The sequence below is a fragment of the Shewanella aegiceratis genome (assembly GCF_019457495.1).
Taxonomy (GTDB): Bacteria; Pseudomonadota; Gammaproteobacteria; order Enterobacterales; family Shewanellaceae; genus Shewanella; species Shewanella loihica.
On sequence record NZ_CP080416.1, the window covers coordinates 1443873 to 1461709 of the forward strand.

General features: G+C 55.0%; 12 protein-coding genes. 9 read left to right on the forward strand and 3 right to left on the reverse strand.

Annotated elements, in window-relative coordinates:
* Positions 1-119: 119 nt before the first annotated feature.
* The 5 genes from hisS (at position 120) to K0H80_RS06435 (ending at position 5517) form a co-directional block, all read left to right on the forward strand.
* Positions 120-1391, forward strand: coding sequence for a histidine--tRNA ligase (gene hisS, locus K0H80_RS06415; RefSeq protein WP_220073466.1), 1272 nt, complete (start codon positions 120-122; stop codon positions 1389-1391).
* Between the two features lie 14 nt (positions 1392-1405).
* Positions 1406-2029, forward strand: coding sequence for a tetratricopeptide repeat protein (locus tag K0H80_RS06420; protein WP_220073467.1), 624 nt, complete (start codon positions 1406-1408; stop codon positions 2027-2029).
* Between the two features lie 11 nt (positions 2030-2040).
* Positions 2041-3228: an outer membrane protein assembly factor BamB gene (gene bamB / locus K0H80_RS06425; protein ID WP_220073468.1), complete on the forward strand. Its 1188-nt coding sequence runs from the start codon at positions 2041-2043 to the stop codon at positions 3226-3228.
* Positions 3229-3322: 94 nt separating this feature from the next.
* Positions 3323-4792, forward strand: coding sequence for a ribosome biogenesis GTPase Der (der, locus tag K0H80_RS06430; protein WP_220044696.1), 1470 nt, complete (start codon positions 3323-3325; stop codon positions 4790-4792).
* Positions 4793-4983: 191 nt separating this feature from the next.
* Positions 4984-5517 carry a hypothetical protein gene (locus tag K0H80_RS06435; RefSeq protein WP_011865097.1) on the forward strand — a complete coding sequence of 178 codons (534 nt, stop codon included), beginning with the start codon at positions 4984-4986 and terminating at the stop codon, positions 5515-5517.
* 67 nt (positions 5518-5584) lie between these two features.
* Here K0H80_RS06435 and xseA read toward each other — a convergent pair whose 3' ends face one another.
* Positions 5585-6913: an exodeoxyribonuclease VII large subunit gene (gene xseA / locus K0H80_RS06440; RefSeq protein WP_220073469.1), complete on the reverse strand. Its 1329-nt coding sequence runs from the start codon at positions 6911-6913 to the stop codon at positions 5585-5587.
* Between the two features lie 119 nt (positions 6914-7032).
* Here xseA and guaB point away from each other — a divergent pair, with 119 nt between their 5' ends.
* From guaB to tadA, 3 genes are all read left to right on the forward strand, one after another.
* Positions 7033-8499, forward strand: a complete 1467-nt coding sequence (gene guaB / locus K0H80_RS06445; RefSeq protein WP_011865099.1) for an IMP dehydrogenase — start codon at positions 7033-7035, stop codon at positions 8497-8499.
* Between the two features lie 102 nt (positions 8500-8601).
* Entirely contained in the window at positions 8602-10179 is a 1578-nt protein-coding gene (guaA, locus tag K0H80_RS06450) for a glutamine-hydrolyzing GMP synthase (protein ID WP_011865100.1), read from the forward strand.
* A gap of 146 nt (positions 10180-10325) precedes the next feature.
* Positions 10326-10862 carry a tRNA adenosine(34) deaminase TadA gene (gene tadA / locus K0H80_RS06455; RefSeq protein ID WP_220073470.1) on the forward strand — a complete coding sequence of 179 codons (537 nt, stop codon included), beginning with the start codon at positions 10326-10328 and terminating at the stop codon, positions 10860-10862.
* A 47-nt stretch (positions 10863-10909) separates the two neighbouring features.
* On the opposite strand, the gene K0H80_RS06460 is transcribed toward tadA, so the two are convergent.
* Both K0H80_RS06460 and mltF read right to left on the reverse strand, forming a co-directional pair.
* A complete protein-coding gene (locus K0H80_RS06460) occupies positions 10910-11047 on the reverse strand; it encodes a hypothetical protein (protein WP_190272411.1) in 138 nt (45 codons plus the stop codon).
* A gap of 50 nt (positions 11048-11097) precedes the next feature.
* Positions 11098-12528: a membrane-bound lytic murein transglycosylase MltF gene (gene mltF, locus K0H80_RS06465; RefSeq protein WP_011865102.1), complete on the reverse strand. Its 1431-nt coding sequence runs from the start codon at positions 12526-12528 to the stop codon at positions 11098-11100.
* 325 nt (positions 12529-12853) lie between these two features.
* On the opposite strand from mltF, the gene purL reads away from it, so the two are divergent.
* The gene (purL, locus tag K0H80_RS06470) at positions 12854-16735 is read left to right on the forward strand and encodes a phosphoribosylformylglycinamidine synthase (protein WP_220073927.1); all 3882 of its coding nucleotides are present in this window, start codon (positions 12854-12856) and stop codon (positions 16733-16735) included.
* Positions 16736-17837 lie beyond the last annotated feature (1102 nt).

Sequence of the window (17837 nt, forward strand, 5' to 3'; positions counted from 1 at the left end):
GCCCCGTTTGTGGCGCAGCTCACTGGCGCGCCGCGCCGGTTTTGCGTTTATTGTTGATGCGCCTATAATGCGAGGCGCTTTTTTATTTTTTACAGCTAAATTTCGGACGAGTTGATACAGTGGCAAAACAGATTCAAGCGATTCGCGGAATGAACGATATTCTGCCGACCCAGAGCCCGCTATGGCAAAAACTAGAAGCAGTGTTGCGTGATACCGTTGCGGCCTATGGTTACAGCGAGATCCGCACTCCTATCGTAGAGAGTACCGACCTGTTCAAACGTTCCATCGGCGAAGTGACAGATATCGTCGAGAAAGAGATGTATACCTTTGCCGATCGCAATGGCGATCTGCTGACCCTGCGCCCTGAAGGCACTGCCTCTACCGTGCGTGCGGGTAACGAGCACGGCCTGCTGTACAATCAAGAGCAGCGTCTGTGGTATATGGGCCCCATGTTCCGCCACGAGCGTCCACAGAAGGGGCGCTACCGTCAATTTAACCAGTTCGGTGTCGAGGTCTATGGTATCGCCTCGGCCGATATCGACGCCGAAGTCTTGATGATGTCCCATCGACTGTGGCAGAAGCTGGGGATCAGCGAGCATGTGAAGCTTGAGCTGAACACCCTGGGGGATGCCGAGGAGCGCGCGGCTTACCGTGACGCCCTGGTCGCCTTCCTGGAGCAGCACAAGGAGAAGCTGGACGAAGACAGCCAGCGCCGCATGTATTCAAATCCGCTGCGCGTACTGGACAGCAAGAACCCAGATGTGCAGGCGCTGCTGGGTGATGCTCCGGCGCTGATGGATTACCTCGGCGAAGAAAGTCGCGGCCATTTTGCACATTTGTGTGAACTACTTGAAGCCGTTGGCATCCAATACGAAATTAACCCTCGTCTGGTGCGCGGTTTAGATTACTATAACCGCACCGTATTCGAGTGGGTCACCGACAGCCTGGGTGCCCAAGGCACAGTATTGGCCGGTGGTCGTTACGACGGCCTGGTCGGTCAGCTTGGCGGGAAAGACACCCCGGCGGTAGGTTTTGCCATGGGGCTCGAGCGCATCGTGCTGATGCTGGAGACGCTGGCGCTGACCGACGATGTATCCGGTCCGGTGGATGTGTATGTTACCGCCATGGGCGATGATTGCCGTGTGGAGGCCATCAAGGTGGCGCAGCAGTTACGTGAAGTTGACGGCCTCAAGGTGATGAGTCACTGCGGCGGCGGTAACTTCAAGAAGCAGATGAAACGTGCCGATAAGAGCGGCGCCAAGCTTGCCGTAGTGATCGGCGAGACTGAACTGGCCAACGGTCAGGTGGCGCTTAAATATCTGCGTGAAGAGAAAGAACAAGAATTGGTTGCACAGGATTCGTTAGCAGCTTACGTTGCAGAACTGATTTAAAGAGGAAGAGAAACGTGGAAATTTATAGCACAGAAGAACAACAAGTCGATGCTATCAAACAGTTCTGGAAAGACTATGGCAACTCGATTGTCATAGGTGCAGTGGTAGGCCTGGGTGGCCTTTACAGCTGGAACTACTATTCAGATTACAAGGTGGCTCAGGCAGAAGAAGCCTCTGAAGCCTTCCAAACCATCAGCAACTCGGTCAAAGCCGATTCGAGCATGTTGGCGGCCGCCGAGAGCTTTGCTAAGGACCACGACGGTCAACAGGGCTATCAGGCACTACTACAACTTATCGTGGCCAAGGCCGCGGTAGAAGCCGGTGAGCTGGACAAGGCCGAGCAGGCCCTTAAGCAGATCCTGGTCAGCAAGCCTGAAGAAGGTCTGGTTGCGGTTGCGACATTGCGTCTTGCCCGCGTGCAGGCAGAGCAAGGTCAGCTGGCGACGGCATTGGCAACTCTGGAGCAGCTTAACACGCCTTCCTTTGCCGTACAGCGTGATGAATTAAAAGGTGATTTCCTGGTACGCCAAGGCGAGGCCGACAAGGCAAAGAGCGCCTATCAGTCAGCCCTGGACAATGGCGGAGCGACTTCAAGCCCAGCCTTACAGATGAAGCTAGATAACCTGAACAAGGCATAAGGAAGCTGCCCATGAAGTCTTGGTGCAAAACATTACTGGCTTGCAGCTTGAGCCTGGGGTTGCTGTCGGCCTGTTCTTCTAACGATGTTGAGGAAGAGCCGGTAAGTCCGCTGCCGCAGATTGAGGCGAGCGTCTTCCCCGAGGTCAGCTGGAGTGCCTCCGTCGGCAGTGGTGTGGGTGACTACTACTCTAAGATCCGTCCGGCGGTGCGTTACGGCAAGCTGTTCGTCATGGATCGTTACGGTGAAGTCGCCGCCTACGATGAAGCCACAGGTGAGCAGGTCTGGTCGCTGGAGATCAGCTCCTGGTTCAAAGAGGGCGCCTTGTCTAAGAACAAGGGGGCGCGTCTCTCCTCAGGCATTACCGCCGCCCGTAACAAGGTGTTCTTCGGTGGTGAGAGTGGCCTGCTGGGCGCCGTCGACGCCGAAACCGGCGAGATGGTCTGGCATGTGACCGCGGGCGGTGAGCTGCTGTCTGCGCCAACTGTGGGCGAAGATGTGGTGGTGGTTCACACCAGCACGGGCACCCTTGAAGCCTATAACGTCGATGACGGCAAGCAGCTGTGGGTTTACGAGAGCAAGTTGCCAACCCTGACCCTAAGGGGCACAGGTTCAGCCGCCTATGAGGCCGGTGGCTTCTTCGTCGGCACCGCCGATGGCAAGGTCGCAGTTGTGGTGAAAAGCAACGGTCAGGCCGCCTGGGAGCAGCCTATCTATACGCCAAAAGGGGGTAACGAGTTTACCCGCATGGCCGACGTGGATATGAAGCCGCTTATCGTGGGCGAGAACATCTATGCGGTGAGCTATAACGGTAACCTGGTCTCTATGGAGCTGCGTACAGGCCGTGTGGTCTGGAGCCGTAAATATTCTAGCTTCAACGAGTTGGCTTCGGCCGGTCTGAACCTTTACTTGGTGGATGACCACGGCCGTGTGTATGCGGTCGATAAGCGTAACGGCCTGGAAAGCTGGAGCAACAGCGAGCTGACTAACCGTGAATTGACCTCGCCAGTGGTCTTCAAAGACTACCTGGTGGTGGGTGATTTCGAAGGCTATCTGCATTTCATCGATCGCGCCTCAGGTAAGCTGGTGGGCCGCGTCGAAGTGGATAGTTCAGGTTTATTTAGCCAGCCACTGGTAATAGATGATAAGATCTACGTCCAGAGTCGCGGCGGCAAGGTAGCAAGAATTACGCTTCCCTAAGGCGAGCTTTAACAGTTTTTAAAGCCCCTGGACCTTGTGCTGGGGGCTTTTTATTTAAGTTATTCAGATAGATTTGTAGATTAGAGGCAAAAAAATGATTCCAGTTGTGGCCCTGGTAGGCCGACCAAACGTAGGTAAGTCGACCCTGTTCAATCGTCTTACGCGCACCAGAGACGCCTTGGTAGCTGACTACCCAGGTCTGACTCGGGATCGTAAGTATGGTCGTGCACATCTATCTGGTTACGAATTTATCGTGGTGGATACCGGCGGTATTGATGGCACCGAAGAGGGGATCGAGACCCGCATGGCAGAGCAGTCGCTGGCGGCGATCGAAGAAGCCGATGTGGTGCTCTTCCTCACCGACGCCCGCGCGGGTCTGACGGCCGCCGACGAGGCGATCGCCGAGCATTTACGCCGCCGCGAGAAGACCACCTTCGTGGTAGCCAACAAGGTCGATGGTATCGACGCCGACTCTGCCTGTGGCGAGTTCTGGGCCCTGGGCCTGGGTGAGGTCTACCAGATGGCTGCCGCCCAAGGGCGCGGTGTGACCAACATGATCGAATACGCGCTGACACCTTACGCCGAAGCCATGGGACTGACCCGTGACGGCGAGGATGAAGAGGAAGCCGACGAGCGTCAATACACAGAGGAAGAGGCCGAGGCCGAGCAGCAGCGTCTGCAGGACTTGCCAATTAAGCTGGCGATTATCGGTAAGCCTAACGTGGGCAAGTCGACCCTGACTAACCGTATTCTGGGTGAAGAACGTGTCGTGGTCTACGATGAGCCGGGTACGACCCGTGACAGTATCTATATCCCGCTGGAGCGCGACGGTCAGGAATATGTGATCATCGACACCGCGGGTGTGCGTCGTCGTAGCAAGGTGCACGAGACAGTCGAGAAATTCTCTGTGATCAAGACCCTCAAGGCGGTAGAAGATGCCAACGTGGTGCTCTTGGTGGTCGATGCCCGCGAGGGGATCGCTGAGCAAGACTTAGGTCTGCTGGGCTTCGCCCTGAACGCGGGTCGCGCCCTGGTGATCGCGGTGAACAAGTGGGACGGTATCGATCAAGACGTGAAAGAGCGCGTGAAGAGCGAGCTTGACCGTCGTCTGGGCTTTATCGATTTTGCTCGTATTCACTTCATCTCGGCGCTGCACGGCACGGGTGTGGGTCACCTGTTCGAGTCGGTAGAGGAAGCCTACGAGAGCGCCACGCGCCGCGTGAGCACCTCTATGCTGACCCGCATCATGCAGATGGCTCAGGACGATCACCAGCCGCCGCTGGTGAACGGTCGCCGCGTTAAGCTCAAATACGCCCACGCCGGTGGTTACAACCCGCCAATCGTGGTGATCCATGGTAACCAGGTGAAGAAGCTGCCCGATTCTTACAAGCGCTTCATGATGAACTACTACCGCCGTTCACTCAAGGTGATGGGTACGCCGATTCAGGTACGCTTCCAGGAAGGGGGTAACCCGTTCGAAGGCCTGAACACCAAGAAGCTCACCGTGAGCCAGGAGCGTCGCCGCAAGCGCATGATGAGTCACATCAAAGACAAGAAGAAGTAACTTTCTCTGTCTAACTTAAAAGGTCAGCCTAGTGCTGGCCTTTTTTATTATCTCGGTGTTTTATCCTGCCAACTCTTTTTTCTTTGGTCTTATAAACTGCTTGCTGCGAGCAAATCGAACCTTTATAGGGATGCCGACTATACTCAAGAGTGCAGTAATTAAGGTAGTTTAACTCACCTGAGGATAGTGTTATGAAACACCAACAACCCCTGCTGCTTGCCGCCACGCTGGCTCTCTTGGCCGGCGCCGCCCAGGCTGCAGATAAACAGGCATTACTGGAAGACGCGCTCAACGCCGCGCCGCCGACCCTGAGGGATAAGGTCACAGTGATGGACTGGGACAATAATGTCCTGCAAAAGGGTAGTGTCGACTATACCTGTTTCCCGACCCCGCCTAGTCTGCAAGGCACGGCGCCCATGTGTATGGATGGGCCCTGGATGGAATGGGCCGACGCCTGGATGAACAAGAAGCCGTTTCAGGCCAAGGCCGTAGGTATCTCCTACATGTTGGCCGGTGATGGTGGCGCGAGCAATACCGATCCCTACGCCGAGGGCGAAACCAAAGACAATCAGTGGATCGTCGAAGGGCCGCACCTGATGATCATCATGCCGGATCCCGCCTTGCTCGACAGCCTGCCTACAGACCCTTATGCCGGTGGTCCCTATGTGATGTGGAAGGGCACTCCCTACGCGCACATCATGGTGCCTGTGGGGCCAAGAAAATAGGCCTTCGATTTTATTGAGTTGCAAATACTCATTTTAACGCCCGTAAGGGCGTTTTTTTATGTGAGGGTTAAACTACCGTCGATTGCACCTCGCCATCGACCAGCTTAGTGGTGAGGCGATCGCCCGTGCGGGCATCTTGCGCGCTGTGCAGCACCTTGCCCTCGGCGTCGAGTGTGATGCTGTAGCCACGGCTCAGGGTCGCCAGTGGGCTGACCGTCTCCAGCTGATGGGCGGCAAATTGCAGGGATTTTTCTGCGGAGTTGAGCCTCGCCTGCATGGCGCTGTGTAATCTTTGGTTCTGATGGGTCAGACGACTGGCGGCCAAGGCCAGCTGATGGCTGGGAGAGACCTGGTTTAATCTGGCGTGCAGGGATTGTTGACGGCGCTCCATCTGATGCAGCTTACCGGTTAAGGCGGCGCCGAGCCTGAGTTGCAGCTCGTCGAAGCGCTGCTCATATTGCTGCAGGCGGCGCTTGGGATCCTGACGCTCTAACCTGTGGTGTAGCTGGCTGAAACGCTGGGCCTGTTTCAGGCCATAGTGTTGCCAGCCCTGCTTGAGGCGTGTCATGGCCATCCTGAGTTTGTCGGCCTTGCTGAGCGCATCCTGGGATAGCAGCTCGGCCGCGGCCGAAGGAGTAGGGGCACGCAGGTCGGCCACATAGTCGCTGATGGTGGTATCCACCTCGTGGCCCACCGCCGAGACTACAGGCAGGGCGCTGTTATAGATGGTATGGGCCAGGGCCTCGCTGTTGAAACACCAGAGATCTTCTAAGGATCCGCCGCCTCGGGTGAGCAGCAACACATCCACTTCCATCCTGTCGTTGGCCTGCATGATGGCATGACACAGAGACTTATCGGCATGCTCTCCCTGTACCTGGCTCGGATAGATGATCACCTCGATGGACGGGTCGCGTCTCTTGAGTACATGCAGCACGTCTCTGATGGCCGCGCCTGTGGCCGAGGTGACCACCCCTATGCGCTGAATGTTGCTCGGCAGTGGCCGCTTAGTGTCGGCGGCAAACAGGCCTTCGGCGGCCAGCTTCATCTTGAGGGCTTCATATTGCTGGGCCAGCAGGCCATCACCCGCCGGCAACATGGAGTCAATGATCAGCTGATAGTCGCCCCTGGGCTCATAGACGCTGATGGCGCCCTTGACCAACACCTGCTGGCCATTGGCCGGACGGAAGGTGACGGCGCGATTGCGGCCCTTAAACATGGCGGCGCGGATCTGGGCGTAATTGTCTTTGAGGGTAAGATACCAGTGGCCCGAGCTGGGCGCCGAAAAATTGGATATTTCCGCTTCGAGCCAGACTTTACCCAGTTCACCTTCGAGTAATTGCCTCACTTCTCCGTTGAGGCGCGACACGGTGTAAACATTATTTTTCGGCATTTTCATAGGTTTTTTGCTACTAAAGCGACTTTTTTACTATTTTCCATTTACCAGACCCAATATGCAAGGTATAATCCCGCCGCAATATTTTACCTCTTATATCACCTACATGGGGAGATGTTGCCATGCTACGTTTAAAAAAAGAAGCACTAACCTTTGATGATGTGTTGCTTGTTCCTGCACACTCGACCGTACTCCCTAACACTGCCGTCCTCAAGACTCGCTTAACCCAAAAGATCGAACTCAATATGCCTATCGTGTCTGCAGCCATGGATACCGTGACTGAAGCGCGCCTTGCCATCGCCATGGCACAGGAAGGTGGTATTGGTTTCATCCATAAAAATATGAGCATAGAGCAGCAGGCCGAGCAAGTTCGCCAAGTAAAGATCTATGAAGCCGGTATCGTTCAGCAGCCTGTAACGGTCACGCCTAATACCACACTTGAGCAGCTGAAAGTCCTGACCGAGAAGAACGGCTTTGCGGGTTACCCTGTGGTTGACGAAGCCAATGAGTTGGTGGGTATCATCACGGGCCGTGACGTACGTTTCATCACCGACTGGTCTCGCACCGTCGATCAGGTGATGACGCCTAAAGAGCGTCTGGTGACTGTGCCTGAAGGCACGCCGCTGGATGAAGTGCAGAAGCTGATGCACGCTCACCGCGTCGAGAAAGTACTGGTTGTCGACGGTGACTTCAGACTCAAGGGTCTGATCACAGTTAAAGATTTCCAAAAAGCGGAAGAGAAGCCAAACGCCTGTAAAGATGAGTTAGGTCGTCTGCGTGTCGGCGCCGCCGTAGGTGCCGGTGCCGGTAACGAAGCTCGTGTCGACGCCCTGGTGAAAGCCGGTATCGACGTACTTCTAATCGATTCATCTCACGGTCACTCTGAAGGCGTATTGCAGCGTATTCGCGACACCCGCGCCAAGTACCCAGATCTACAGATCGTCGGTGGTAACGTAGCTACGGCCGAAGGTGCCCTGGCACTGGTCGAAGCCGGTGTAAACGCCGTTAAGGTCGGTATTGGCCCTGGCTCTATCTGTACGACTCGTATCGTCACCGGTGTGGGCGTACCGCAGATCACCGCAGTATCTGACGCTGCAGCCGCCGTTAAGCACTTAGATATTCCAGTTATCGCAGATGGTGGCATCCGCTTCTCGGGTGACCTGGCTAAGGCGCTGGCCGCTGGTGCATCATGCATCATGGCGGGCTCTATGTTCGCCGGTACCGACGAGGCGCCAGGTGAAACTGAGCTATACAACGGCCGTGCATACAAGTCATACCGCGGCATGGGCTCTCTGGGCGCCATGACACAAGGTTCTTCTGACCGTTACTTCCAAAGCGATAACGCTGCCGACAAGCTGGTACCCGAGGGTATCGAGGGTCGCGTGCCTTATAAGGGTAAGCTCAAGGAGATCATCCATCAGTACATGGGCGGCCTGCGTTCATGCATGGGCCTCACAGGTTGTCCTACCATTAAAGATCTTAATGAGAAGGCGGAGTTTGTGAAGGTAACCTCGGCGGGTATGGGTGAGTCCCACGTTCACGACGTGACCATCAGCAAAGAAGCGCCTAACTATCGTAGCCGTTCTTAATTATTGAAATCAGGCAGTGTCATTGAAAAATACACTGCCTTTTCTTAAGCCGGGTCTTAATAAATGACATTGGCGAAAAATCTGAAAGATAAAAGGTAAAGCATGAGCAACATTCATGATCATAAGATCCTCATACTCGATTTTGGATCTCAGTACACGCAATTGATTGCCCGCCGTATCCGTGAGATCGGTGTCTACTGTGAGCTTTGGGCCTGGGATGTGTCTGAAGAGCAGATCAAAGCCTTTGCGCCTAACGGCATCATCTTGGCCGGTGGCCCAGAGAGCGTCACCGCCGACAACTCGCCTCGTGCACCTGAATATGTGTTTAACGCCGGCGTACCAGTACTCGGCATCTGCTACGGCATGCAGACCATGTCAGAACAGCTGGGTGGCAAGGTGATCCAAGGCGTAGGCGAAGGTGAATTCGGTTATGCCCAGGTAGAAGTTCAGGCGGCATCTGAGCTGTTCAAGAGCATCGAAGATGCGGTCAGCGACAGCGGCAAGGCGCTGCTTGACGTCTGGATGAGCCATGGTGACAAGGTTTCTGAGATCCCTGAAGGCTTCGTGACAGTGGCTAAGACAGACACCTGTCCTTATGCCGCTATGGCCAACGAAGAGAAGCGTTTCTACGGCGTTCAGTTCCATCCAGAAGTGACCCACACCCGTCAGGGCAAGCGCATGCTGGAGCATTTCGCACTGGATATCTGCCAATGTGAAGCCAACTGGAAACCTTCATCTATCATCGAAGACGCGGTTGCTCGTATCAAGGAGCAGGTCGGCGATGACGAGGTTATCCTGGGTCTGTCTGGCGGTGTTGATTCTTCAGTTGTGGCCATGCTGCTACACCGCGCCATCGGCAGCAAGCTGACCTGTGTATTTGTAGACAACGGTCTGCTGCGTCTGAATGAGGCCGACCAGGTGCTCGAGATGTTTGGCGACCACTTCGGTCTCAATATCGTTCACGTCGACGCCGAATCGCGCTTCCTCGACGCGCTGGCCGGTGAAGCCGAGCCAGAAGCCAAGCGTAAGATCATCGGCAAGGTGTTTGTCGATATCTTCGACGAAGAGTCACGCAAGTGCGTTAACGCCAAGTGGCTGGCCCAAGGCACCATCTATCCAGACGTTATCGAGTCTGCAGGCAGTGCTACCGGTAAGGCCCACGTGATCAAGTCACACCATAACGTTGGCGGTCTGCCGGACGATATGGAGCTGGGTCTGGTCGAGCCGCTACGCGAGCTGTTTAAGGATGAAGTGCGTAAGATTGGTCTCGAGCTGGGTCTGCCGTACAACATGCTTTACCGTCACCCATTCCCTGGCCCAGGCCTGGGGGTACGTGTACTGGGCGAAGTGAAGAAAGAGTACTGTGACCTGCTACGCCGCGCCGATGCTATCTTCATCGAAGAGCTGCACAAGGCCGACCTGTACAACAAGGTGAGCCAGGCCTTTACCGTCTTCCTGCCGGTTCGCAGTGTTGGCGTGATGGGCGATGGCCGTAAGTACGACTGGGTAGTATCCCTGCGTGCGGTGGAAACCATCGACTTCATGACGGCGCACTGGGCACATCTGCCATACGATTTCCTCGGCAGAGTCTCAAACCGTATCATCAATGAGATCGACGGCATCTCTCGTGTGGTTTACGATATCTCAGGTAAGCCACCTGCAACCATCGAGTGGGAATAATCCCGCGATAAGATGCGTTGAAAGATAGAAAGGGGGCATAGCGATATGCCCTTTTTTATTTCAGTGGCATTAGGTTCCAGCTAGATGAGTAAGCCGAGAAGCTTAGATGACAGCACGGCCCTTTGGATCGAAACGATAGAGAGCAGATGAGTAACCCGATAGAGAAGCAAGTCAGCCTGGATGAGCAGGCGGTAAAAGATGAAGCCTATATGCGCCAAGCCATGGCGCTGGCCGCCCTGGCCGAGTTGCAGGGCGAGGTGCCGGTGGGTGCCCTCCTGGTGAAAGATGATAGGGTGATTGCGACCGGCTACAACCTCAGCATCTGTCGCCATGACGCCAGTGCCCACGCCGAGATGGAGTGCATTCGCGCCGCGGGCCAGGTGGTGGAAAATTATCGTCTGCTGGATACCACGCTGTACGTGACCTTAGAGCCCTGCGCCATGTGCGCCGGCGCCATGGTGCATGCCAGAATTGGTCGATTGGTATTTGGCGCCGCGGATCTCAAGACGGGCGCGGCCGGTAGCGTGGTGGATCTGGTGCGCAGCAGCGCCTTTAATCATCAGCTCGAGGTGACCGCTGGGGTGCTGGCCGAGGATTGCGGCGAGCAGCTCAGCGCCTTCTTTCGCCGGCGGCGTCAGGAGAAGAAGGCACTCAAGATGGCAGAAAAAAAACAAGGGCAATAGGCCCTTGTTTTTTTATGAGTTGTTCGCTTGTTTTGGTACAGCATTGATTAGTCGATTGGACTCAGGCTGCCAGTTTGCTTGATGAAGGTGAAGAACTGCTTCTGTCGGTTGATGGTGTGCTGGTGGCGTATCTTAAGCAGGGTTCTTCGCCGTGAAGACAGATTGTTTAAGGTTTTTTTTCTCATGATGAACCTCCGTAGGGCCGTTACCCAGACAATCACAGGCCGCGTCATATCTAGTTGGGCTGCGCGGCGGAAATCTCGCTTTGTGATTGTTTTTCGGCCGTTTGTTGTTGCGCTTCCATCACCTCATCTTGTAGTTGTTGATTCTGATTGTCAATCCATACCAAGGTGTCGTAGTAGCGCCTGATGTTATCCACGTAGTGAACCGCCTCGCTGCCGCGGGCATAGCCGTAGCGGGTCTGCTTGTAGTATTTACGCTTCTGCAGCAGGGGCAATACTTTCTTCAGGTCGCGCCAGGCACTGGGGTTAAGCCCCATAGATTGTGCCAGCTTGCGGGCATCCTCCACATGGCCATAGCCTATGTTGTAGGAGGCCAGGGCAAACCACATGCGCTGATTTTCCGGAATCGACTCAGGCAGGCGATTGAGTATGTCGCTCAGGTATTTGGCACCACCGCGGATGCTCTGCTCTGGGTCGAGACGGTTGTCGATCCCCATCTGCTTGGCCGTGGGCAGGGTGAGCATCATCATGCCGCGCACGCCGGTGGGCGAGCGGGCATTGGGGTTCCAATGGGACTCCTGATAGGCGGTCGCCGCCAGCTTACGCCAGTCGAGATCGCCGGCATATTCGACAAAGTTATCGCGGTACTTGGGTAGCCGGCTATCTATGGCACGTAGGAAGGCGCGGGTGTCCACATAGTCGAAGCGCTTCACATGGGCGAAATATTTCTCGTTCAGGTGGGCCAGGGTGCCGGCTCTTTTTTCCTGGTGCCAGAAGCTCAGCAGGTCGCTCATCAGCTGATCGCTGCCATTGGGCGGCAGCAGCCAGACCACGGCCTGTCCCTCACGCAGCACAGGACCGGCCCTGAGCTCAGGCATATAGCGGCGGTTGATCTCGAAGGTGGTCGAATCGGCTATGGTGTAGCTGATCTCGTCGCGGGCGATCATCGCCAGCAGCTCTTCGCTGTCCTTGTCCCATTGCTGATCCCATACCAGCTCAGGGTAGAGTTTTTGCATCTCGGCCAGGGTCTCGATAAAGGAGGAATCTGAGATCACGGTAATGTTGTCATCCAGTTGACTCACATCCGTTGGGTACTTGGCCCCCTGTTTGTAGACCAGCACCTGATTAACATAGTAGAGCGGCGGCCCCAGCCTGAACTGCTCCCGGCGGCTCTGGGTGTCGGCCAGCCCGGCGGCGATCAGGTCTATCTCACCATTTCGCATCGCCTGATAGAGATCGCTGATGGTGGGGTAGGGCTGCATGTTGAGCGTGAGCCCCTGATGTTTGGCGAAACGCTCGGCCATCTCATAGTCGAAGCCGGCGAGGCCCTGACCCGTGGTGACATAGATCTGCGCGCCGTAGAGGGTGCCCACGTTGAGCTGGGTTTTCGGCTGGGTTTCAACCGCTTTTGCTGCGTCCACGCGCTCGCCCTGACAGCCAGTCAGTAGCGATACACAGAATAGAATCAGCAGGAAACTTCTCATTAAGTTACTATTTTTTAATCCGTTTTATAAAACGCGGCCGATGATTATATCACAAGCTGGTCAAAGGCAATAATGGCGATTATGTCGGCAGAGTTTGGTTGTTTTTTGTTGAATGATTTTAGCGTTTTGCCAGCTTAAGTATGGGGCATGAATTTGGCGCCGCGCCAGTTTCTTTGTTACGTAAAGCTGTTTTCGCGCTATGGTGATAATAAATCGAGGGAAACGCTGTTTTGAAGCCATGCTACGGATGATTTGTGCCCCACATTTCCCTATAATAGCGCCAGATCTGACCCTGCAATTATAAATAATAAGGTGAAAAGACGTGATGGAGATCATCCGCGGAGCCCCTGCATTATCAGCGTTTAGAGTCCAAAAGCTAATGGAGGCCTGTCAGAGTGCGGCGCTTCCAGTACAAGATATCTATGCTGAGTTCATTCATTTAGCCGATTTAACAGAGGCACTGGACGCTGGCGAAACCCAGCAGTTGGCCAAACTGTTAACCTATGGACCTGCGATTGAAGCACATGCGCCCCAAGGCAACTTGTACTTCGTAACGCCGCGTCCGGGCACCATCTCTCCATGGTCGTCGAAAGCGACCGACATCGCTCATAACTGTGGTCTGAACAAGGTCAAGCGCCTAGAGCGCGGTATCGCCTACTATGTTCAGGCCGATAATCTGGACGACGCCCAGCAGAAGCAGTTGCTTGGCCTGCTGCACGACCGCATGGTCGAAGTGGTTCTTCCAGATTTCGAGCAGGCGAGCAGCCTGTTTGCCCGCACCGAGCCTGCGGTCTTTACCAGCGTCGATGTGCTGGGTGAAGGCAAGGCGGCACTGGAAGCGGCCAACGTTAAACTGGGTCTGGCGCTGGCGCCGGATGAGATCGACTACCTGGTAGAAAACTTCCAGCGTCTGAATCGTAACCCTAACGATGTCGAGCTGATGATGTTTGCCCAGGCAAACTCAGAGCACTGCCGTCACAAGATCTTCAACGCCGATTGGACCATCGACGGCGAGGTACAGCCAAAGTCGCTGTTCAAGATGATCAAGAACACCTTCGAGAAGACCCCAGATCACGTGTTATCTGCCTATAAAGATAACGCCGCCGTGATGGAAGGTTCTGTCGCCGGTCGTTTCTTCCCCGAGCCAAACGGGGTGTACGCCTATCATACTGAGCCTATGCATATCCTGATGAAGGTGGAGACTCACAACCACCCGACGGCTATCAGCCCATACCCGGGTGCGGCCACAGGTTCTGGCGGTGAGATCCGCGACGAAGGCGCAACCGGTCGCGGCTCTAAGCCAAAGGCGGGCCTCACCGGCTTTAGCGTATCAAACCTTAAGATCCCAGGCTTCGTTCAGCCATGGGAAGGCGATTATGGTAAGCCAGATCGCATCGTGACCGCGCTGGATATCATGACCGAAGGTCCACTGGGCGGCGCGGCCTTTAACAACGAATTTGGTCGTCCGGCACTGCTGGGCTACTTCCGTACCTATGAGCAGGAAGTCTCGAGCCACAACGGCGTCGAGGTACGTGGCTATCACAAGCCAATCATGCTTGCCGGTGGTCTGGGTAATATCCGTGAAGAGCATGTGCAGAAGGGTGAGATCACCGTCGGCGCCAAGCTTATCGTACTGGGTGGCCCTGCGATGAACATCGGCCTGGGCGGCGGCGCGGCTTCCTCTATGGCCTCTGGCCAATCAAGTGAAGACCTGGATTTCGCCTCGGTGCAGCGTGATAACCCAGAGATGGAGCGTCGCTGTCAGGAAGTGATCGATCGCTGCTGGCAGATGGGCGAAGCCAACCCGATTCAATTTATCCACGACGTGGGCGCGGGCGGTCTGTCGAACGCCTTTCCTGAGCTGGTGGACGACGGTGGACGCGGCGGTCGTTTCGAGCTGCGCAACGTACCATCGGACGAGCCGGGCATGAGCCCGCTGGAGATCTGGTGTAACGAATCGCAGGAGCGTTATGTTCTCTCTGTGGCGCCGGAAAACCTCGAGCTGTTCACCGCCATCTGTGAGCGCGAGCGCGCGCCATTTGCCGTGGTGGGTGAGGCGACCGAGGAGCGTCACCTGACCCTGTCAGACGAGCACTTCGACAACAAGCCTATCGATCTACCGCTAGAGGTCCTTTTGGGCAAGGCGCCTAAGATGAGCCGTGATGTGGTGTCGCAAAAGGCAGATTCGCCTGCGCTGGCACAAGAGACAATTGAGCTCAAAGACGCGGTGCGCCGCGTACTGTGTCTGCCAACCGTTGCCGAGAAGACCTTCCTGATCACTATCGGTGATCGTACGGTTACCGGTCTGGTCAACCGTGACCAGATGGTCGGTCCTTGGCAGGTACCTGTGGCCGACTGCGCCGTGACCGCATCAAGTTTTGATTCTTACAGCGGTGAAGCTATGTCTATGGGCGAGCGCACGCCGCTGGCACTGCTGGACTTTGGCGCCTCGGCGCGCATGGCGGTAGCCGAATCTATCATGAACATCGCCGGTAGCGATATTGGTTCACTCAAGCGTATTAAGCTGTCAGCCAACTGGATGTCTGCCGCGGGTCACCCGGGTGAAGACGCAGGTCTGTACGAGGCGGTCAAGGCCGTGGGCGAAGAGCTGTGTCCTGAGCTGGATCTCACCATCCCTGTGGGTAAAGACTCGATGTCGATGAAGACGGCTTGGCAGGACGGCGGCGACGATAAGACGGTTACCTCGCCAATGTCGCTGGTGATCACTGCCTTCGGTGCGGTGCAGGATATTCGTAAGACGGTAACCCCAGAGCTGAGAAGCGACAAGGGCGACACCGAGCTGCTACTGGTGGACCTTAGCCAGGGCGAACGTCGTCTGGGCGGTTCATGTCTGGCGCAGGTATACGGTGAGCTGGGCGACAAGGCGCCAGATCTGGCCGATGCGGAATTGCTGCGCGGCTTCTTCGAGGTGACTCAGGCGCTGGTGGCCGATAAGGCACTACTAGCCTATCACGACCGTAGCGACGGTGGTCTGTTCACGACGCTGGTTGAGATGGCGTTCGCCGGTAATACGGGTCTGGATGTGGATCTCAGCGCGCTGACGGGCACTCATTTAGAGCGTCTGTTCAACGAAGAGCTGGGCGCCGTGATCCAGGTGCGCGCAGCCGATAGCCAGGCTATCAAGGCGCAGTACCAGGCGGCTGGTGTGGCTTGCCATGTGGTTGCCAAGCCAGTGGCTGGTGACAGCATCATCATCCACGATGCAGCGACTGAGGTATTGGCCGAATCACGCACCGAGCTGCGTACCATCTGGGCCGAGACCACCTATCGCATGCAGGCGATGCGCGACAACCCTGAGTGTGCTGAGGAAGAGTTCAAGCTCAAGCAGGTGGCCGATGCCCCAGGCTTGACCGTGGATCTCAAATTCGACCCGAGCGAAGATATCGCCGCGCCTTATATCCTCAAGGGCACAGCGCCTAAGATGGCTATCCTGCGTGAGCAGGGAGTGAACTCTCACCTCGAGATGGCCGCCGCCTTCGACCGCGCCGGCTTTGAGAGCCGCGACGTTCACATGTCTGACATCCTCTCGGGCCGTATCAGCCTCGAAGAGTTCCAGGGCCTGGCGGCCTGTGGTGGCTTCTCCTACGGTGACGTACTGGGCGCCGGTGAAGGTTGGGCCAAGTCGATTCTGTTTAACAGCCGCGCCCGTGAAGAGTTCAGCCGCTTCTTCGAGCGCAGCGACAGCTTCGCCCTCGGGGTATGTAACGGTTGTCAGATGCTCTCTAATCTGAAAGATATCATTCCGGGTACCGAGCATTGGCCACACTTCGTGCGTAACCGCTCCGAGCGTTTCGAGGCGCGTTTCAGCCTGGTGGAAGTGCAGAAGAGCCCATCCTTCTTCTTTGAAGGCATGGAAGGTTCTCGCATGCCGATCGCCGTGTCTCACGGTGAGGGGCGCGCCGAGTTTGCATCGCCTGAGGCGCTGGCCGCCGCAGAGGCATCTGGCACTATCGCGCTGCGCTTCGTCGATGGCCATGGCCAGATAGCGACGCAATACCCAGAGAACCCTAACGGCTCGCCAAACGCCTTAACAGGTATCTGTAGCACAGACGGTCGCGTCACCATCATGATGCCGCACCCTGAGCGTGTGTTTAGAACCGTAGCGAACTCTTGGCATCCTGACGAGTGGGGCGAAGATAGCCCATGGATGAGAATGTTCAGAAACGTCCGCGCTAAATTAGGTTAACCTAAGCTTAGCGGTTTAATTGATGCAAAAAGGGCCTCGAAAATTCGAGGCCCTTTTTTTATACCCATAAAGAGTTAGTTTAAACCCACACAGATACATGCACTTAGCCTTACTTTATTACATCCTGAACTGCTAAACAGCCATAAAGTAGGGGTATCGATGGTTTTTTCCTTTAATTCGCGCAAATCACGCTTAATGGGATCTGCCCGGAAAATCGCTAAAAGGCGATATTAATTATTTAGCGTCTGCTAAACTAATCTAAAATTATCTAAACCAAGTCGTTAGAAAGTAAAAAGCCACCGCCTTCGAGGAGAAAACGGTGGCCGTTTTGCGCTAACAAAACTTCAAGCAATGGCGGGTTAAGGTGCTATTTACAGCTCTCTTGCAGTATAGAGTTCAACAAAAGTGCGCTTGTAGCTGTTAACTAGACGATCAAATAGGTTTTTCATAACGGATTCTCCACACAGTGATTAATGATGTGAGCGGAGTGTGGCTTGCCGGGCAACTTCACCGGGTTGATTGAGCCGTCTCCTTAACACAGGCATATAGTAAGCAAATGCCGCCTAGGGAACAAACGATTAAAATTGCAAGTTCGCATTAGTATTTTTAATCGTTAGTCAGTGTGTCAAGTGTGGTGTATATGCGTGTACTTTTATAAGCTATTGATTTTGTAGGTTTACACTATTCGTTGCACAGTGGTTTTGGGTTACATATATTGACCCTTTAATTGTTAAATCTTGTTAAGTGTTGCGTTTTGCGTGATGTTGGCTGAAATTTGCTAAAAATAGCCTTTTTATCAAAATTTAATGGCTCCCTATCACGTTTGCAATGTTTTGGCAAGTGTGTTGCCGGGTGAAGTGTGGCGCCGTCCGCAAAACCCACTATCCGCGCCGTGTTTGATTGATTTGAATCAATTTTGAATGGTATAAAATGCTTAGGGTACGTTTGATATGCCTTGTTGTAAGTTTTTGAAAAAAATAATTTAAATTGATTTTCTCGGCCGTTTTCTGCGACGGGGGTTTAAAAACCAAAAGGTTTTGTGAGCCGCCTCTCAAAAACTGGGGTGAGAGGGCCTTTTTGAGCGTCAGCGACGCTTGAGCGA